Origin of the sequence: Aeribacillus sp. FSL K6-8210, from assembly GCF_037963925.1 — a bacterium.
GTDB lineage: Bacteria > Bacillota > Bacilli > Bacillales > Aeribacillaceae > Aeribacillus > Aeribacillus composti.
The window spans coordinates 16,393-35,936 of record NZ_CP150172.1 but is presented as its reverse complement, the minus strand read 5'-3'; the positions used below and the strand labels follow the sequence as shown (position 1 = coordinate 35,936).

General features: G+C 40.9%; 14 protein-coding genes, 1 tRNA gene, 1 rRNA gene, 1 other RNA gene, 2 pseudogenes and 1 other annotated feature. Of the genes and pseudogenes, 4 read left to right on the top strand and 15 right to left on the bottom strand.

From position 1 onward, the window contains the following. Positions 1-36 precede the first annotated feature (36 nt). From NSQ41_RS00160 to tadA, 8 genes are all read right to left on the bottom strand, one after another. A 16S ribosomal RNA gene (locus NSQ41_RS00160) occupies positions 37-1,590 on the bottom strand. Between the two features lie 218 nt (positions 1,591-1,808). Then, positions 1,809-2,075, bottom strand: a complete 267-nt coding sequence (locus NSQ41_RS00155; protein WP_063388674.1) for a pro-sigmaK processing inhibitor BofA family protein — start codon at positions 2,073-2,075, stop codon at positions 1,809-1,811. A 115-nt stretch (positions 2,076-2,190) separates the two neighbouring features. Further along, complete coding sequence (locus tag NSQ41_RS00150) at positions 2,191-2,406, bottom strand: YaaL family protein (protein ID WP_063388673.1); 216 nt, start codon at positions 2,404-2,406, stop codon at positions 2,191-2,193. A 22-nt stretch (positions 2,407-2,428) separates the two neighbouring features. Then, positions 2,429-3,025 (bottom strand): recombination mediator RecR, encoded by a 597-nt coding sequence (gene recR, locus NSQ41_RS00145; protein WP_063388672.1) that lies wholly within the window; start codon positions 3,023-3,025, stop codon positions 2,429-2,431. Between the two features lie 13 nt (positions 3,026-3,038). Further along, positions 3,039-3,365 carry a YbaB/EbfC family nucleoid-associated protein gene (locus NSQ41_RS00140; RefSeq protein WP_063388677.1) on the bottom strand — a complete coding sequence of 109 codons (327 nt, stop codon included), beginning with the start codon at positions 3,363-3,365 and terminating at the stop codon, positions 3,039-3,041. 27 nt (positions 3,366-3,392) lie between these two features. Further along, entirely contained in the window at positions 3,393-5,075 is a 1,683-nt protein-coding gene (dnaX, locus tag NSQ41_RS00135; protein ID WP_339193737.1) for a DNA polymerase III subunit gamma/tau, read from the bottom strand. Positions 5,076-5,640: 565 nt separating this feature from the next. Beyond that, positions 5,641-5,905, bottom strand: an RNA gene (ffs, locus tag NSQ41_RS00130) — signal recognition particle sRNA large type. 100 nt (positions 5,906-6,005) lie between these two features. Continuing rightward, positions 6,006-6,494: a tRNA adenosine(34) deaminase TadA gene (gene tadA / locus NSQ41_RS00125; RefSeq protein WP_063388670.1), complete on the bottom strand. Its 489-nt coding sequence runs from the start codon at positions 6,492-6,494 to the stop codon at positions 6,006-6,008. A gap of 132 nt (positions 6,495-6,626) precedes the next feature. Between tadA and NSQ41_RS00120 the strand changes: the two genes are divergently transcribed. Further along, complete coding sequence (locus NSQ41_RS00120) at positions 6,627-7,913, top strand: glycoside hydrolase family 18 protein (protein ID WP_130158354.1); 1,287 nt, start codon at positions 6,627-6,629, stop codon at positions 7,911-7,913. Positions 7,914-8,158: 245 nt separating this feature from the next. Here the strand turns inward: NSQ41_RS00120 and NSQ41_RS00115 are convergent. After that, positions 8,159-8,251, bottom strand: a tRNA-Ser gene (locus tag NSQ41_RS00115). A gap of 242 nt (positions 8,252-8,493) precedes the next feature. Here NSQ41_RS00115 and NSQ41_RS00110 point away from each other — a divergent pair. Both NSQ41_RS00110 and lhgO read left to right on the top strand, forming a co-directional pair. Further along, positions 8,494-9,696, top strand: a complete 1,203-nt coding sequence (locus tag NSQ41_RS00110) for a transposase (RefSeq protein ID WP_339192838.1) — start codon at positions 8,494-8,496, stop codon at positions 9,694-9,696. Positions 9,697-10,123: 427 nt separating this feature from the next. Beyond that, positions 10,124-10,834, top strand: a pseudogene (lhgO, locus tag NSQ41_RS00105) (L-2-hydroxyglutarate oxidase); the annotation flags it as partial. 78 nt (positions 10,835-10,912) lie between these two features. Here the strand turns inward: lhgO and NSQ41_RS00100 are convergent. Then, a complete protein-coding gene (locus NSQ41_RS00100; RefSeq protein WP_339192846.1) occupies positions 10,913-12,523 on the bottom strand; it encodes an IS1634 family transposase in 1,611 nt (536 codons plus the stop codon). 159 nt (positions 12,524-12,682) lie between these two features. On the opposite strand from NSQ41_RS00100, the pseudogene NSQ41_RS00095 reads away from it, so the two are divergent. Beyond that, positions 12,683-13,177, top strand: a pseudogene (locus NSQ41_RS00095) (L-2-hydroxyglutarate oxidase); the annotation flags it as partial. Positions 13,178-13,251: 74 nt separating this feature from the next. Here NSQ41_RS00095 and serS read toward each other — a convergent pair. The 5 genes from serS to guaB all read right to left on the bottom strand — a co-directional run bounded on the left by serS (position 13,252) and on the right by guaB (position 19,459). Continuing rightward, complete coding sequence (serS, locus tag NSQ41_RS00090) at positions 13,252-14,532, bottom strand: serine--tRNA ligase (RefSeq protein WP_063388675.1); 1,281 nt, start codon at positions 14,530-14,532, stop codon at positions 13,252-13,254. Positions 14,533-14,580: 48 nt separating this feature from the next. Continuing rightward, positions 14,581-14,797: a binding site (T-box leader), on the bottom strand. A gap of 50 nt (positions 14,798-14,847) precedes the next feature. Further along, complete coding sequence (pdxT, locus tag NSQ41_RS00085; RefSeq protein WP_066251693.1) at positions 14,848-15,435, bottom strand: pyridoxal 5'-phosphate synthase glutaminase subunit PdxT; 588 nt, start codon at positions 15,433-15,435, stop codon at positions 14,848-14,850. A gap of 13 nt (positions 15,436-15,448) precedes the next feature. Continuing rightward, entirely contained in the window at positions 15,449-16,333 is an 885-nt protein-coding gene (pdxS, locus tag NSQ41_RS00080; RefSeq protein WP_063388667.1) for a pyridoxal 5'-phosphate synthase lyase subunit PdxS, read from the bottom strand. A 141-nt stretch (positions 16,334-16,474) separates the two neighbouring features. Further along, complete coding sequence (locus NSQ41_RS00075; RefSeq protein WP_339211583.1) at positions 16,475-17,779, bottom strand: serine hydrolase; 1,305 nt, start codon at positions 17,777-17,779, stop codon at positions 16,475-16,477. A gap of 213 nt (positions 17,780-17,992) precedes the next feature. Beyond that, positions 17,993-19,459 carry an IMP dehydrogenase gene (gene guaB, locus NSQ41_RS00070; protein ID WP_063388665.1) on the bottom strand — a complete coding sequence of 489 codons (1,467 nt, stop codon included), beginning with the start codon at positions 19,457-19,459 and terminating at the stop codon, positions 17,993-17,995. Positions 19,460-19,544: the final 85 nt, after the last annotated feature.

Sequence of the window (19,544 nt, the reverse complement as noted above, 5' to 3'; positions counted from 1 at the left end):
GAAAAGCGCACCCTATTTCAATGTATATATCCTTAGAAAGGAGGTGATCCAGCCGCACCTTCCGATACGGCTACCTTGTTACGACTTCACCCCAATCATTTGTCCCACCTTCGGCGGCTGGCTCCCGTAAGGGTTACCCCACCGACTTCGGGTGTTACAAACTCTCGTGGTGTGACGGGCGGTGTGTACAAGACCCGGGAACGTATTCACCGCGGCATGCTGATCCGCGATTACTAGCGATTCCGGCTTCATGCAGGCGAGTTGCAGCCTGCAATCCGAACTGAGAGTGGTTTTTTGGGATTCGCTCCACCTCGCGGTTTCGCTGCCCTTTGTACCACCCATTGTAGCACGTGTGTAGCCCAGGTCATAAGGGGCATGATGATTTGACGTCATCCCCACCTTCCTCCGACTTTTAGCCGGCAGTCACCTTAGAGTGCCCAACTGAATGCTGGCAACTAAGGTCAAGGGTTGCGCTCGTTGCGGGACTTAACCCAACATCTCACGACACGAGCTGACGACAACCATGCACCACCTGTCACCCTGTCCCCGAAAGGGGAACGCCCTATCTCTAGGGTTGTCAGGGGATGTCAAGACCTGGTAAGGTTCTTCGCGTTGCTTCGAATTAAACCACATGCTCCACCGCTTGTGCGGGTCCCCGTCAATTCCTTTGAGTTTCAGCCTTGCGGCCGTACTCCCCAGGCGGAGTGCTTAATGCGTTTGCTGCAGCACTAAAGGGTGGATACCCTCTAACACTTAGCACTCATCGTTTACGGCGTGGACTACCAGGGTATCTAATCCTGTTCGCTCCCCACGCTTTCGCGCCTCAGCGTCAGTTACAGGCCAGAGAGCCGCCTTCGCCACTGGTGTTCCTCCACATCTCTACGCATTTCACCGCTACACGTGGAATTCCGCTCCCCTCTCCTGCACTCAAGTTCCCCAGTTTCCAATGGCCGCTCGCGGTTGAGCCGCGAGATTTCACATCAGACTTAAGGAACCGCCTGCGCGCGCTTTACGCCCAATAATTCCGGACAACGCTTGCCACCTACGTATTACCGCGGCTGCTGGCACGTAGTTAGCCGTGGCTTCCTCGTCAGGTACCGTCAAGGTACCGCCCTGTTCGAACGGTACTTGTTCTTCCCTGACAACAGAGCTTTACGATCCGAAGACCTTCTTCGCTCACGCGGCGTTGCTCCGTCAGACTTTCGTCCATTGCGGAAGATTCCCTACTGCTGCCTCCCGTAGGAGTCTGGGCCGTGTCTCAGTCCCAGTGTGGCCGGTCACCCTCTCAGGTCGGCTACGCATCGTCGCCTTGGTGAGCCGTTACCTCACCAACTAGCTAATGCGCCGCGGGCCCATCCTGCAGTGACAGCTAAAAGCCGCCTTTCAACCGAAAACCATGCGGTTTTCGGTGTTATCCGGTATTAGCTCCGGTTTCCCGAAGTTATCCCAGTCTGCAGGGCAGGTTGCCCACGTGTTACTCACCCGTCCGCCGCTAACCTAAAGGAGCAAGCTCCCTTCGGTCCGCTCGACTTGCATGTATTAGGCACGCCGCCAGCGTTCGTCCTGAGCCAGGATCAAACTCTCCAAAAAAAGTTTGTCACCAAATGCTCTTGTCAGAATCAACAGGCACGCTTTTCGTTTTGTTCAGTTTTCAAGGATCAATCAGGATTTCTATTTTATCAATCAAAAATTTATTTGTCAATGTTTTTTATTTTGTATCTTAGCGACGAATATTATTTTACCATGATTGTTTATAATGTCAACACTTTTTTTGAAAATAAAAACACCCGCCTGTATACAGGTGTTTTTCAAGGGATAATCACCATTTTAATAATTACTAAAGCAGCTAATCCGGGGAGCCCCAATAAACCAGCAATAGATGATGTAACAATATTAATGGGCACGTGCAGACCGAAACTCGTCCCAAAAGAATTAACAAAAAAAAGTAGCAAGGCCCCGATCACAATTTTTATAAAAATACTCCCTATCCATTTCACCGGTTTCAAAGAAGCACCGGCAAGAAGCAGAAGGAATAAAAGCCCTAAAATGCAAATGATCATAATATAAGGCTCCATTATATAAAACCCACCTTCCTGTTTATTTCGGCTTTACTTTAACAATATGAAAGATTTCATATTGTTTAGAACTAAGAAAACAACAAACAGGAATGTGGCTGCTTCCTTCTACCTACTATTCCATCTTGATATTTCTCTTTTTGGCTTCTTTTAAAAGAAATAAATATTTTGCTTCTGCTAATTTTAAACTGCTAAGCACCTCAGGTGAAGGATCAAAGCTTTTTTCCACTAAACGCTTTTGATACTCCCAATGTTCCTTCAGCTCAATTAAATCTTGAAGAAGCAGCTGATCGAATTCTCTTCTCAACCATTGCTTTCGCCGAATAAACATGTCTGGCAAACTCCTTTTCTCTTCAAATCTCTCGTCTTCCCTCAAGCGCTTTTGAAAGTGTGACTTCGTCCGCGTATTCTAAATCACCGCCAACAGGCAGCCCATGAGCAATTCTTGTGATTTTTATGCCTGTAGGCTTTAAAAGGCGAGAGATATACATTGCTGTCGCTTCTCCCTCAATGTTCGGATTTGTTGCTAAAATTACTTCTTGAATTTCATCATTTTGCAGACGTTTTAGCAAATCAGGGATATTAATATCTTCAGGACCAATCCCGTCCATTGGCGAAATGGCGCCATGCAGAACATGATATAGACCGTTATATTCTTTCATTTTTTCCATTGCAATGACGTCTTTCGGGTCTTGAACCACACATATTATGCTTCTGTCGCGGCGCTCATCTTTGCAAAGATAACATGGATCTTCATCTGTAATATGACCGCAAATCGAGCAATATGATAAATTTCGTTTTGCATTGACAAGCGCTTTCGCGAAATCCAATACTGTTTCTTCTTTCATATTTAAAACAAAAAAGGCCAGACGAACGGCCGTTTTCGGACCGATTCCTGGCAGCTTCATAAAGCTATCAATAAGTTTTGATATCGGTTCTGGATATTGCATCGAATAGATCCTCCTAGAACAAGCCAGGCAAATTCATACCTTTAGTAAATCTTCCCATCGTTTCGCTTGTTAACTCATCCACTTTGCGAAGAGCATCGTTTGTTGCTGCCAATACCAAATCTTGAAGCATTTCAATATCTTCAGGATCTACAACATCTTCATTGATTTTCACTTCTAAAATTTCCTTATGTCCGTTTGCAACAACCGTGACCATACCGCCGCCAGCAGTTCCCTCCACTTTTTTTTCAGCAAGCTCCTCCTGAGCCTTTTGCATCTCCTTTTGCATTTTTTGCATTTGCTTCATCATTTTTTGCATGTTTCCCATACCGCCACGCATCATCATATTATCTCCTCCATAAGCATTTATTTACTCTTTTATTTCAATCAGATCCGTGCCAACTAATTTTTTTGCTTCGGCAATAAGCGGATCTTCTTCTTCATGTTCCTGTTGATGTGCATCGTCTGATCGTTGATTGCGCAAATAATCCTCCCTTATTTTACCCCATTCTTTCTCCGGAACGCCAATCATCTCCATTTGACGTCCAATGAGTCCTTGTAAAATCGTTTGGAGGTTTGTTAATACATGATTTTGATTTTCCGCCACCATTTTACAATGGATTTCATATTTAAATTTTAGCACAAAAGCATATTCGCAAGCAGCAACTGGTTCACTTTCATTTAAAAGGGCTGCATGCGACACTTTATTTTGCTGCTTTAGCGTTGTTAACAGATCTCCCCATCGGCTTTTCACTAAATCCAAATCTTTTCGAGTAGCATTTCTCAAAATATCATAAATGCGGTCAACAGGCGTTTTATAACCGCTTTGAATTGTTTTTTGTACTTTTGCTTCTTGTTTAACAGGCGACTGTTCTTGAACTCCATGCTGAACTAATGAAGATATTGTGCGTTCAAGTTCCTGTATTCGATTAAGAAGTTCTTCATAATGAACTGAAGGCGGCTGCACACGCTCAGTTTGACATAATTTCACAATCGCTACTTCTACAAAAATACGGGGATGATTCGTCCATTTCATCTCCTGCTGGCTTTGATTCAAAACTTCAATCGTCTCATAAATTTGCTCAATAGGAATTTGTTCGCACAATGAAACGAACGCATCGTCTATTGCGACTCGTTCCATTACTTCCTCTAAGTTTGGAGCCGATTTATATAATAACATGTCGCGATAGTAATAAATGAGATCTTCAATTAATTTTAAAGGATCTTTCCCTTGATCCAACCATTCGTGGATAGTTTTTAAAGCTTCCGTAACATTGTTCTCAAAAATAAATCGGACCAAATTTGCGAGCATCTTATGAGAAACCGATCCAGTTATAAATAATACATCCTCCAATGTGACTTTATCATCGCTAAAAGAGATGGCTTGGTCCAACAGACTCAGTGCATCTCTCATCCCACCATCAGCCGAGCTCGCAATAACCTTTAACGCTTCCTCTTCAACCTTGATCGATTGATTTTCCACAATTTCCTTCATGCGACGTACGATGGATTGAACAGAAATACGCCGGAAATCAAAGCGTTGACATCTCGAAATAATGGTAAGCGGAATTTTATGAGGTTCAGTTGTAGCCAAAATAAAAATCACATGTTTTGGAGGTTCTTCAAGCGTTTTTAATAAAGCATTAAATGCTCCGATTGAAAGCATATGAACTTCATCAATAATATATACTTTATATTTGACCGCCGCAGGTGCAAATTTGACTTTATCGCGAATATCGCGAATTTCATCTACTCCATTATTAGAAGCTGCATCAATTTCAATAACGTCCGAAATCGATCCTTCCGTGATTCCTTTACATGCAGGACACTCATTACAAGGCTCTGCAATTGGTGCTTGTTGGCAGTTGACAGCTTTCGCAAATATTTTTGCAGCGCTTGTTTTACCTGTTCCTCTAGGACCTGTGAAAAGATAAGCATGCGAAAATTTATTTTGTAAAAGGGCATTTTGCAATGTTTTCGTGACGTGTTCTTGTCCCACGACATCACGAAACTGCTGTGGCCTCCATGCTCGGTATAAAGCCTGATAACTCAAGTAACGCCCTCCCCTTTATACAGTAATCTTTCATTTATTATACCTGATTGTTTAAACGAATGTAAGTTTTCCATAAGAAGGATAAAAAACTTATGAAAAAAATAAAACCGATCTCTGTAAAAGCGTCTCCAGTTAAATAGACAGCACATGTAGACAGCCTGAGACCGATATTCATTAGGACTTTAAGCTGTTTCTCTTTTGAAGCCGTTGATAGTTATATTGCATAATGCATCCTTCATCTATTCGGACGTGCGGAAAAAGTATGGATGAGACTTGAAATGGGACGGCTTATTCTGTATGGTTTTAGCCGCTAAGGACACTTTTGTTTCAAGATCTTCTTGGGGAGTTTTAAAGTCTTCCTAATATTTTCTTCATTTCTTTCTGCTTAAAGTGTTTTCCCCATCATGCATCAATCCATATTTTAAACCAATGTCCTCATTACATTTTTTAAGCTTTACATCATACGCTGTTCATATTTCTCTCATCGAAAAAATCCCCTTATAGTTGACAGACTTTTCTTTTTCTGCCTACTATAAGGGGATCTTATTGTTTGATATGATAACTGCCGTGCACCTTCTGTCGATTAGCAACCCTAGGCGTTACTCAAGCAGTTAGCTCAGTTCAGGCAACCCTGCGGCACATGAGAGCTTCCACTTAATGCTGCTTCCTTCCGGACCTGACATGGTTCATGGATTCTCATTGCACAGGACCCAAACGTCAACACCACTTACTTGAGGCAGACCCTAAAATATACTAACCTCGAGAAGGAATTCGGCCTCGCTAGAGCGGATTGCGAGTACAGGGCACCGCTACCTCCCCGCTTAGCACGGCAAAGTTTAAACCGATTTTCACTTTGCGCCGTTTAAGGACGCAAATTTAGTATATATGTTTTTTCGAGAAAATGCAACGCTTCCCAATATGTTAAAAAATTCAATTGTTTTTATTTTTCATTTTCAACCGTTTTTTCTCTTCCCGCAACTTTTGAAAAAAACAGGTTAACATTTCACTGCATTGCTCCTGCTTCACGCCTGAAATTACTTCTGTTTGATGATTGAAACGAGGTTCATTTAATAAATTCATTAACGTTCCTGCACAACCAGCCTTCGGATCGAAAGCGCCGAAAACTACACGTTCAATTCTTGACATTACAATCGCTCCTGCACACATTGGACATGGCTCAAGCGTCACATATAGCGTCGAGTTCTCGAGTCTCCACGTTCGAAGCTTCCTGCACGCCTCATCAATTGCCAATATTTCCGCATGAGCGATTGACCTCTGCTCGGTTTCCCTCAAATTATGAGCTTTTGCAACCACTACATCATCTACAACAAGCACAGCACCAATCGGAACCTCGCCAATCTTTTCCGCCTTCTTCGCCTCTTCAATTGCTAAAGTCATATAATATTCGTCTTTAGTCATTTTTTGCTCCTCATCCTATCGATATAATTTCATCTTAAAAAAAGTGCGGGTTCCTTTCAACCTTTTCCAAAAGCATGTTTTCTGCGATGAAAACATAAAATTTACAAACAGTTTTTACAGGAGGTCATGATTTTGCTAATTCATGTTGTTCAATCTGGGCAAACGCTTTATTCCATTGCACAAACATATGGAACATCTATAACAGCCATCGTTGAAGCAAATGAAATTCCTAATCCTGATCAGCTTGTTGTAGGTCAAGCAATTGTTATTCCAATCATCGGACAATTTTACACCGTTCAACGGGGAGACAGCCTTTGGAGCATTTCAAGAAAATTTGGTACGTCTGTATTTGAGCTTGCAGCAGTAAATGGACTGAATATAAATCAATTATTGCCTATTGGCCTTCGATTATATATCCCAGAACGGCCTAAACGGCAAGCAGAATTTAATGTATATTTAGAACCGCTTGGTGCTCAAGTCAGCCAAAATCTCGAAGACAGCGCAAGAGAGACTGCCCCTTATTTAACCTACCTTACCCATTTTAGCTTTCAAGCACAACGTGACGGTTCTTTAAAAGAGCCACCGATTGGGAACTTGCAAACTATTGCTAATGAACAAAATTTAGTGTTTTCAATGGCTGTCACAAATTTGGAGAACAATCAATTTAGTGCAGAGTTAGGGCATATATTGCTGACAGACGATGATGTACAAACTAAATTTTTAAATAATATTATTGCCACAGCAAAAAAATATCAGTTTCGAGATATTCACTTTGATTTTGAATATTTGTTTCCTGCCGACCGGGAAGCCTATAATCAATTTTTGCGAAGGGCGAGAGACAGGATTCACAGTGAAGGGTGGTTCATTTCCTCTGCATTAGCCCCCAAAACAAGCGCAGAGCAAAAAGGACAATGGTACGAGGCCCACGACTATAAAGCACATGGAGAAATTGTGGATTGGGTCGTCATTATGACATATGAATGGGGGTACAGCGGCGGACCGCCAATGGCTGTTTCTCCTATCGGCCCAGTCCGTGATGTACTCGAATATGCCGTTACGGAGATTCCTCCACAGAAAATTATGATGGGACAAAATTTATACGGTTATGACTGGACTCTTCCCTTTGTGCAAGGCGGGCCTTACGCAAAAGCGATAAGTCCGCAGCAGGCGATTCAGCTTGCATCAAAATACAATGCAGAAATCAAATTTGATGAAGAAGCCCAAGCCCCTACTTTTCGATATACGGATGAAAACCAAAAGGTTCATGAAGTTTGGTTTGAAGATGCCCGTTCCATACAAGCCAAATTCGATCTTGTAAAAGAGCTGCATTTGCGAGGTGTCAGCTATTGGAAACTAGGAATTTCGTTTCCGCAAAATTGGCTGTTGATTATCGATAATTTTCAAGTCGTAAAAAAATAAATACTTCTTTATAAACAACTATTGATCAAATGATCTTAAATATGAGGAATTTCTGTTTTGTTTTTCAAAAAAATAAAAGAGGCGCCTAATAAGTTGCTTTTCAGCTTATAGACGCCCCTTTAACGTTTATATCGATGATTTTTGTTTTCCATGAGGATTAGCCATTTTGTTTTAAAAAATAAAAAATTCGTTACAGCCCGTAACGAATTTAGCCAATCTCCAATTTATGCGCACTCGGTAAATAATGGCGGAGGAGGAGGGATTCGAACCCCCGCGCGGTTTGACCCGCCTCTCGGTTTTCAAGACCGACCCCTTCAGCCAGACTTGGGTACTCCTCCATATGACATGGACTAATATAGCACAGTATAAAATGTATGTCAATAAACTCATAAAAGTTATCAAATAATTTTTTTCCTTAAACGCTTCTTTACAAAGAAGCTTATTTTTTTAAATGAGCATTTTGCATATTTTTTGACCCAAGAGCCATAAGGATTTCAAAGACATAAAAAAGGACTTCACCCCTAAAATGTAGAATTTTTGAAGTGACGAAACCACAAAAATTCAAAAGGAGGAAGTCACTTTGTATATTCTACAAGAAAGCCTATTTTCCTTTGAAGAACTGCAAAAATTAGAGTCAAAAGAGAAATTACCTATCTTTTTTAGCTCGCTTGATTTACGCCCTTATGCTAAACAGTTGAGAAGTTCTTCACCCCGAGGGGCTGACGGTCATTCCAGAGAAGGGATTCTAAGGGCTCTCATCGCTGCCCCACTCGAAGGCATCGACACCTTTACCGCCCTTCATCATCGATTGGATAAAGACCTTCGTTTCCGTTATCAATGCGGTTTATCGATTGATCGCCCCGCACCGTCTATCTCCACTCTCAGCCGGGTTTTTGCGGCACTTACCAAAAAAAAGCTGGCTGAAAAGATCTTCCTTGACTTGGTACAGTTAGCTCAGGAGGAAGGAATAATTGACGGCAGCCACCAGGCCATCGACAGTGCCGCCATTGATGCCTATGAAAAGAAACAGCCCAAAAAGCGTAGTGAACAAACGGGTAATGCCAATTGGGGCGCAAAATATGATTCCTTCGGCAATAAAATTACCTGGTTTGGCTATAAGATGCATCTTTCAGTCGATACCGCAAGCGAACTGCCAATAGCCATAAAAGTAACCCCTGCCCATGTGAACGATGGAGAAGTCGCACCAGAATTAATAGAGCAAGTGGCAGAGCGTACCAAATCCAAAATTGAATTTCTGATCATGGATGGCGGATATGACCAACTAAAAAACTATGAATCAGCCAAAAACATTGGAGCGCAAGCCATTATCCCGCTCAATTTGCGCAACGAAAAAGAGCCTCCTGAAGGGATTTCTTCCAATGGAACTCCGCGTTGTTCCATGGGTTATGAAATGACTTATTGGGGAGCTGATAAGGACCAGCTCAAGTTCAGATGTCCTCACGCAACCGGCAAAGTGGATTGCCCATTAGGAATGGCAGCCTGTTCATCTTCCAACTATGGAATGGTGGTAAAAGTCGACATCAAAAAGGATGTGCGCCGATATTCCAATCCGCACCGTGATACAAAACGTTGGAAAGAGCTTTACAACGAGAGGACAAGTGTAGAACGCTGTAATTCAAGAATGAAAAGCTACCTTACGGCGAACTCCCTACATGTATGGGGAATTGAAAAAGTAAAGACCCATATTTACCTGAACGCTATTGTATTACTTGTTTCAGCGCTAGCGATGGCAAAGGAAAATAAAGGGAAGAAAGCCGCTTAAAAAAATTCAATGTGAAAAATTCTGTAGGTATGCCCGAAAACAAGATTATTGTAATATTTTGTAAAATAACATGCTGGTAGCTATTTGCCGAGTGCTTTATTTTTTATACTTTTATCCAAAAAATCTAATTTTGCAAAATGCTCAAATAGAAAAAATTAAAAAATTCGAAAAAAATCGATTGTATTTCATTCATCATGTTATAAACTTGTATTGCAAGTTAATTTAAAGCGCTCACAAATGGACACTAGTTTTTTCGGGACATGAACAAATGCATCTTTTCCCCGCAATCGGCTGCTATCTTTGCATTGATTTGCCGCGCTTTTAAAACAGCATGTATAAAAACAACTGAAGCCTAGTGCAAAACGTAAATCCCTTAAAAAATGAGAGTGAGAAGCTTGCGGATGACTAGAGGAGGACGGAGAAAAATATGTATGATTATGTAATTGTCGGTGGAGGAATAGTCGGCTTATCCACTGCATTGGCAATATATGAACAACACCCAAACGCAAAAGTGGCAATAATCGAAAAAGAAAATAAAGTTGCCTCCCATCAAACGGGTCATAACAGCGGGGTGATCCATTCCGGTATATATTACAAGCCCGGGAGCTATAAGGCGCAGCTTGCAAAAAAAGGTAATCAGGCAATGATCATGTTTTGCCAAAAATACGATATCCCTTATGAAGTCTGTGGCAAAGTAATCGTTGCCAGCAATGAACATGAGCGGGAGGAGCTTGAGAAGCTGTTCCAACGCGGATTAAAAAACGGCCTCAATATCCGGAAAATTTCAAAGGAGGAGCTTCATGAATTTGAACCTTATGTGAATGGAATAGAAGCCATTCATGTTCCATCAACAGGTATTGTAAATTTCCGTCTTGTTAGTGAACGGATGGCAGATTTAATCCTCGAAAAGGGCGGGGAGATCTTTTTAAACGAAAAAGTAGAAGTGATTCATGAAAAAAAACAAGAAGTTATCGTTGAAACAGCAAACAAAACCTTTCAAAGCCGATTTTTTATAAATTGTGCAGGACTTAACAGCGATCGTATTGCTAAAATAGCAAATCTGTATACGGATGTGAAAATTGTTCCATTCCGTGGAGAATATTATATGTTAAATCCGCAAAAATCATATTTACTCAAGTTTGACAGAGTACACTAAAGAAAAGCCCGAAAATACTGGTGTTTTGGACTTTACCCACAACACGTACCACTACACTTGTTAGTGGCACGTGTTTTTTTCTAATACTCTAGGAGGCGCTTGTGTGACAAGTGCTTCAAATGCTAGATTTGCTTGACCTTGTAATTCTGTACGAACGATTTGCTCTTCACCATTCACGCGTATTTTCGAGGCCTTCATCTGGCTTACATCATGCAAAATATCCTTTACACTTGTTTGGCATCCTATTTCTTTTAGCTTATAGGCCAAAAAGGATTCCATGACAAGCGCAAGGAAACAAACCATGATATGGCCTCGAATACGAGATTCCACTCGATGGTACATCGGGCGAAGTTCTAGATTCGACTTCAGGTTACGAAAGGCTTGTTCCACTCTCCACAATTCTTTATAGGCAAGTGCTGCCTCTTCATCCGTTAATGACGAGTTGGTCCGAATGGCGTACTTTCCGTCAAACTTTTCGTCATTGGATACCTTCTCTTCATCAATTTTGGCCGATGCTTTTTCTATCGTTAAAAACTTGGAATACGCACGGTTTTTGACGAGTCCAGATGGACCGAGTTCATCAAGCTTCGATTGAAGGTTTTCTAACACGACTTGACGACTCGCTCGATCACGTTCTTCAGCGTCCGGATTGTAACAGAGTACATACGTTTCGCCATCGATTTTCTTTGACTTCACTTTTAGATTCGGGAGAACCTTCTTATATGGCCCACGGATGGATAATAGCTCTTGGGCTTTCTTCGACTTTCGTAATTTGACACCCACAATATATTCCATGCCCAGTTCACGAATTTGATCTAAGTTGGCTTCACTAACCATTCCGCGGTCTCCCACTAGAATGACTTTCTGAATAGGATAGCGCTTCTTCAGGTCTCCAACCACCATGCCAAATGTCTTCGTATCATGCATGTTTCCAGGGAAGACTTGATGCCCAATCGGAATCCCTGTTTTGGTCATTAATAAGCCAATCACGACTTGTTTTCGATCTCCACGATGATCTTTGGAGTAACCATAGTGAGCCAGCAGTTCGTCTGCTTCCTCTCCTTCGAAATAGGTGCTTGTCGTGTCGTAAAACACGATATCTACTTCTAATGAGGTTAAATCGGTTAAATGTCCATAAAGTTGTTCCTCAATTTTTTCTTTTTGTTCACTTAAGAAGTCTAATGCACGATAGTAGTGATGGAGTTGAATGTCTGAAAGACCTTCTGCATAAATCGTGTCGATCCATTGTTTGAAGATATAATGCTTACTATTGGGATCCATGAGACGGTTTAACACCATAGCAAAAATGGCTTCGTCATACTGAGAAGCAGCCTCGGAATCATCCATGATTTTACGTAATAGCCGACCAAGCCCTAACTTTTCCCATACCTTTCGGAACAGATAAACCGGCCCAAACTCTTTTGTCCAAAGCACGGAGACAGAAGAAGAAGAGCCTTGCCCGTGAATTCGGTCAAAGTAACGCTCTGAAAATTTGGCTAATCCCTCGATTATGTTATCGACAGAGCCATTCTCTAATAAATGTTCTAACCTCCCTAGATTACAAAGCGTTTGTTGCCGAACTTTATTGTCTACACGAAATGTACGACATATTTGTAGATATTGACGAACAGAACCATTTTTATTTTTTTGCTTATTAATTCGAATATACATAGCACTAATAGTATAACATATATTACATATTATTGGATATACAAAAGTTATCCACATAACACTACATAATGATTATATTTTCGATAAAAAAAGTGGATAACTATTGGTATAATCACCTTTAGTTATCCACATGTAGTGAAATGGTGTCAAACTTGAGATTTAGTTAAAAACTTAATCTATCCTGTACCAAATCCTAATTTTCCATTTTTAGGCGTTCACTTTACTAGAATGATTGACGGATCTATAGATATAGGTCCAAATGCTGTTTTAAGCTTGAAAAGAGAAGGGTATAAAAAAAGCGACGCAAATATGAAAGATTTGTTTGAAGTATTAACGTTCCCCGGTTTTTGGAAATTAGCAGGTCAATATATGAAAGAAGGACTCGAAGAAATGATTCGATCGATGTCAAAGAAAAAGTTTGTCGAAAATGTTCAAAAACTCATGCCCGATATTACAGAAGAAGATTTGCTGCCTGGACCATCTGGTGTCCGAGCTCAAGCTTTAAGTAAAGACGGGGCTTTAATCGATGATTTTTATATTGTACCAACGAAACGGTCCATTCATGTGCTGAACGCTCCATCTCCTGCAGCGACAGCATCCATTGAAATAGGAAGAACAATTGCCAAACAAATGATACAACGGCAGCCTATATAAAATACATTTGTACATAAAAGGGGGATATGGAAGAACCCCTCCTACCCCCTTTCATTTTTTCTATTCAGTAAGAATTACTTTTTACTAATTACTGTTTTATTTCCCATATATGGACGCAGCACTTCCGGAATGACGACAGATCCGTCTTCTTGCTGGTAATTTTCCAAAATGGCTGCTACTGTACGACCTATTGCAAGCCCAGAACCATTTAACGTATGCACATGCTCAGGCTTTGCTTTCGGATCCCGTCGGAACCGTATATTCGCCCGGCGAGCCTGAAACGCTTCAAAGTTGCTGCAAGAAGAAATTTCACGATATGTTTGATAGCTTGGAAGCCATACTTCAAGATCATATTTTTTTGCTGCCGTAAAGCCTAAATCAGCTGTACACATGCTCATAACTCGATATGGAAGTCCTAACAGCTTCAATACGTTTTCAGCATGACTTGTTAATTTTTCTAATTCCTCATAAGAATCTTCAGGCTTTACAATTTTCACAAGCTCCACTTTGTTAAATTGATGCTGGCGAATAAGGCCGCGCGTATCTCTTCCGGCCGCCCCTGCCTCAGAACGGAAGCAAGCGCTGTACGCTACATAATTGATTGGAAGCTGCTTCTCCTGTAAAATTTCATCACGGTGCAAATTTGTGACAGGAACTTCCGCTGTTGGTATTAAGAAATAATCCTCACCTTGAATTTTAAAAGCGTCTTCCTCAAACTTCGGAAGCTGTCCTGTTCCGATCATGCTTGTACGGTTCACTATATACGGAGGCAAAACTTCCTCATAGCCATGTTCTTCAACGTGCAAATCTATCATAAAACTGATAAGCGCCCTTTCTAATCTTGCGCCCAAACCTTTATAAAATACAAAGCGGCTGCCGGTCACCTTGCCGGCTCTTTCAAAATCGAGAATTCCTAATTGGTCGGCAATTTCCCAATGAGGTTTTGGTTCAAAACGAAAGGTCGGGATTTCTCCCCATTTGCGGACTTCTACATTATCTTCCTCTGAATCGCCGACTGGAACGCTCTCATGTGGAATGTTTGGAATCGACAAAATCAAGGTTTCTAACTTTTCTTCAATCTCTTTTAATTCCTCATCAAGTGTTTTGATGCGTTCTCCTACTTGACGCATTTCTTGAATTAAATGATCTGTGTCTTTCTTTTCTCTTTTCAATTCGGCGATTTTAGAAGATACTTCATTTCTTTTGCTTTTTAATTCTTCCGTCGTAACAATTAGTTCACGACGCTTTTTATCCAAGTCAACAAATTGATCAAAATCAGTTAAATCCTCTCCACGGTGTTCAAGCTTCTTTTTTATTTCTTCAAAATTTGACCGTAAAAATTTCATATCAAGCATCATGGACACTCCTTTCGCTTTTATATTCAAAATAAAAACTCCCGTCCAAAAAGGGACGAGAGTATACCCGCGTTGCCACCCTGCTTGAAGGCATCAGCCTTCCACTTACAAAGGTAACGGTTTTTGCCGTAAATGCTTACTAACAAAAACTTGCATTCAGCATTTCACTCAAGGACGGATTCACAAGCGTTTTTCACTGGTTTCCACCAACCACCAGCTCTCTTAAGAAAAACAACTTGCTACTAGTTCCTCTCATTGCTTTAGATCTATTTATATTCATAAATTTACTATAAGTTTAGGGTTTGTTCAACTTTTTTATGCATGAACTTTCTCGTTTGATTCCTTCACCATATTTAAAAAATATTGCACAAATCGATGATCATCCGTCAATTCCGGATGGAATGAACATCCAAGAATGTGGCCTTGTCGAACAGCAACAATTCGATCCTCATGTTTTGCTAAAATTTCAACATTTTCTCCTGCTTCTACAATATGCGGAGCGCGAATAAACACACCTATAAAATCGTCCCCAACTCCTGCAATGGTTAATTCCGCTTCAAAACTTTCACGCTGGCGGCCGAAAGAATTCCGTTCAACGACCACATCCAATACACCAAGGTGCGGCTCATCTTGTCCAACAATTTGCTTCGCCAGCAAAATAAGACCAGCACATGTACCGAAAACAGGTTTTCCTCCCTTTATAAATTCTTTCAAAGGGTCCATCAACCCATACTTTTCAATCAATCTTCTCATTGTCGTGCTTTCGCCGCCTGGTAAAATAAGTCCATCGATATTTTGCAATTGTTCGGATTTTTTAATTTTTACGCCTTCTGCACCACAAGCTTCGATTGACTGAATATGCTCCCTCACAGCACCTTGGAGTGCCAAAACTCCTACTTTCATTTTGTATTCTCCTTTACCAACCACGTTCTTGCATACGATGTTCCGGAAGCAATGAAGAAATATCGATCCCTTTCATCGCAGTTCCAAGATCTTTCGATAAATGAGCGATTAATTCATAATCCTCATAGTGTGTGGTCGCTTCCACAATTGCCCGGGCATACTTTCCTGGATTTTCAGATTTAAAAATACCTGAGCCGACAAACACACCATCTGCACCAAGCTGCATCATCAACGCTGCGTCAGCAGGTGTTGCAACGCCGCCAGCAGCAAAATTCACGACAGGGAGTCGTCCTTCCTTTTTAATTTGTAGCAGCACTTCATACGGGGCTCCTAAATTTTTTGCTTCCGTCATTAGCTCATCTTCGCTCATACCGACAATTTTCCGAACCTGTGCATTCACTTTCCGCATGTGACGAACTGCTTCTACAATGTTGCCAGTTCCCGGTTCGCCCTTCGTTCTGAGCATGGAAGCACCTTCTCCAATTCGGCGAGCTGCTTCTCCTAAATCACGGCAGCCACAAACAAATGGAACCGTAAATTCCCGCTTATTTATATGAAACTCTTCATCAGCCGGTGTCAACACTTCACTTTCATCAATATAATCAACACCGAGCGCTTCTAATACTCGAGCTTCTACAATATGTCCAATACGGCATTTTGCCATTACTGGAATCGTAACCGCGTTCATGACCTCTTCAATAATCGTCGGATCAGCCATGCGGGCAACCCCGCCTGCCGCACGAATGTCAGCAGGAACTCTTTCCAGCGCCATGACGGCAACCGCACCTGCTTCTTCAGCAATTTTGGCCTGTTCTGCATTGACCACATCCATGATGACGCCGCCTTTTTGCATTTCGGCCATTCCCCTTTTTACTCGATCAGTACCTGTAATTGCCATTTCTATAGTTCCTCCTTAATGATACATTCAAATGCATACGTCTATTTTATCCTAATTTTTATAAAATTCCTATCAAATTTCAAGGATTTCTTTTATTTTAAATATAGTAAAAACCCCCAACAAAATGTTAGGAGTTATGCATTAAAACCAGCTTTTTACCATGTTTGCTGCTCCGTTCCATACATCACCAAAAAAACTACCAATGCCTCTCATTGATAATACAAACCAGTTAGCTTTTTCGACTTTTGTTTTTGTCACTACATCAACTTTCGCTTCGGATTCACCTGTTACAAATCCGTAATCCTGGCTGTTCCCTTTATATTCTACGGACATATACCCGACCTTGGCGCCCTTTTTAATTGGTGCAGTCAGCTCTCCGTTCGCAGTTAAAAGCTTTTTATCTAAAACATATTTCGGCTCATACTGGTCTTTTTCCCCACGTTTAATAGGGAGCTTTAAAGAATCTTTTGTTTCTATTTCTACTTTTTTCTCTTTTCCTTTTACAACAGATACAGTTGATTTATTTTTTATTTGATATTGCGCAGGAAATAATTCCTCAATGGAAAAATTGCTGAAAACATAGTCCATTAGTTTTCTAGTTTCACTAAAACGATGTACGTAATTGTTGCTCCCTTTACCTTTCGCATTCATAACAACTGTGATGATTCGCATTCCGTTCCGTTCGGCTGTTCCCGTAAAGCAGGAGCCCGCAAAATCGGTATATCCTGTTTTTAACCCGTCTACACCTTCTGTACCATAAACTAATCCAGGCAGCATCCAGTTCCAGTTTTCCATTTTAATCTCATCATCCGTACCTTCTCGAAAAGCTTTTCTCGTAATTTTGGCCGTTTCTAAAATCTCAGGATACTCCTTTAAAAGATGGTACGCAAGGCTGGCAACGTCTCTCGCAGACATTACATTTTCTTCTTCCTCACCTGTTCCTTCCGGATGCATCCCCATTAAGTCTCTATTGTTTAAACCTGTCGCATTTACAAACTTCGTATGCTTCAAGCCTAGTTCTTTCGCTTTTTCATTCATCATTTTCACAAAATTTGTTTCCGATCCACCGATCACTTCTGCCACTGCAATCGCCGCACCATTTGCAGAATAAATGGCCATTGCTTCATATAACTCTTTTATTGTATAACTTCCATCTTTTCTTAAAGGGACATTGGATAAACTGCGATTTTGGGAAATTTTGTAAACATAATCACTTGGACGATATGTTTGATCCCAAGAAACTTTCTTTTCACGGATCGCTTCCAGCAGCAAGTATTCAGTCATCATTTTTGTCATACTTGCAACTCCAAGAGTTTTATCAATATTTTTTCCGTACACAATTTTCCCTGTAGAGGCTTCAACGGCAATGGCTGCAGAGGCATTGATGCCCAATGGGTCATTTTCTTCAGCATTTATTTTGGGAGACAAAGGGGAAAATGCCGTCATCAAAAAAAGCGTGATGACGAGAGCCGAGATGAATTTTTTCGTGAAGTGCACCATGATTACCTCCATTTATTTGAAAATATCTATTTTAAAAAATAATTAATAGTTAACACAACAAAATTGATTTTAACATACATCTTATAAAAAAAATAGACAGAGTCTCTACTCTGTCTAAAAGTCGTAATTTTTTAAATAAGACTATAGAACTGTCAGTTGTTAAGAAATGGAATAATTAGGAGCCTCTTTTGTAATTTGAACATCATGCGGATGGCTTTCTCTTAATCCTGCACCAGTCATCCGGATAAATTGTGAATGCTCACGGAGCTCATATAAATTTTTTGCTCCGCAATATCCCATACCTGATCTCACACCGCCGACAAGTTGGTAAATTGTCTCTGCCAACGGTCCTTTATATGGGATGCGGCCTTCAATTCCTTCTGGAACAAATTTTTTGTTGTCTTCTTGGAAATAACGGTCTTTGCTACCTTTTTCCATCGCTGCAACTGAACCCATGCCGCGATATACTTTAAATCGACGCCCCTGGTAAATTTCTGTTTCTCCCGGGCTTTCAGATGTACCTGCAAGCAAACTTCCTAACATGACGGCATGTCCACCTGCAGCCAATGCTTTTACAATATCTCCTGAATATTTTATTCCGCCATCAGCAATGATAGCTACTCCGTGCTTTCTTGCTTCTGTCGCACAATCATATATGGCTGTAATTTGCGGCACCCCAACACCAGCTACCACACGAGTAGTACAAATGGAACCAGGGCCAATTCCAACCTTCACAATGTCTGCTCCAGCTTCTATGAGAGCTCTCGTTCCTTCAGCTGTTGCAACATTTCCTGCAATAATATTTAAATCTGGATAAGCATCACGAATTTTCCTTACTGTTTCTAAAACTCCTTTTGAATGTCCATGCGCCGTATCCACGACAATAACATCCACATTTGCTTCCACTAGTTTTTTAACACGCAGCATCGTATCAGATGTTACACCTACTGCAGCGCCGACGATCAATCTTCCATGGGCATCTTTAGCTGAATTTGGAAACTCAATTACTTTTTCAATATCTTTAATCGTAATAAGGCCTTTTAATATGCCTTTATCATCTACAATCGGGAGCTTTTCAATTTTATATTTTTGCAAAACTTTTTCAGCTTCTTCCAATGTTGTGCCTACAGGAGCTGTAACTAGATTTTCTTTCGTCATCACTTCAGAAATTTTTGTAGAATAATCTTGTATAAAACGTAAATCTCTGTTTGTAATAATACCTACAAGCTTTTGTTCCTCTGCATTGTTCACAATCGGAACACCAGAAATCCGATATTTGCTCATTAAATGTTCCGCATCATATACTTGATGGTCCGGAGTAAGGAAAAACGGATCTGTAATAACACCGCGCTCAGAACGTTTTACTTTATCTACTTGCTCAGCTTGCTGTTCAATCGACATATTTTTATGGATAATGCCCAATCCTCCTTGGCGCGCCATAGCAATCGCCATTTCTGATTCGGTAACAGTATCCATTCCTGCGCTGATAATTGGAATATTCAATTTTAACGTCTTCGTTAGCTCAACACTTAAGTCCACATCACGCGGCAAAACCTCTGACTTAGCAGGAATTAACAAAACATCATCGAACGTTAAGCCTTCCTTTAAAAATTTTGATTCCCACATTATTAAAACCCCCTAATCACGGCAAAATATTATATGTAGATTAACAATTGCTAAAGATGCTGTCAAGAAATCCACAAAGAATTTA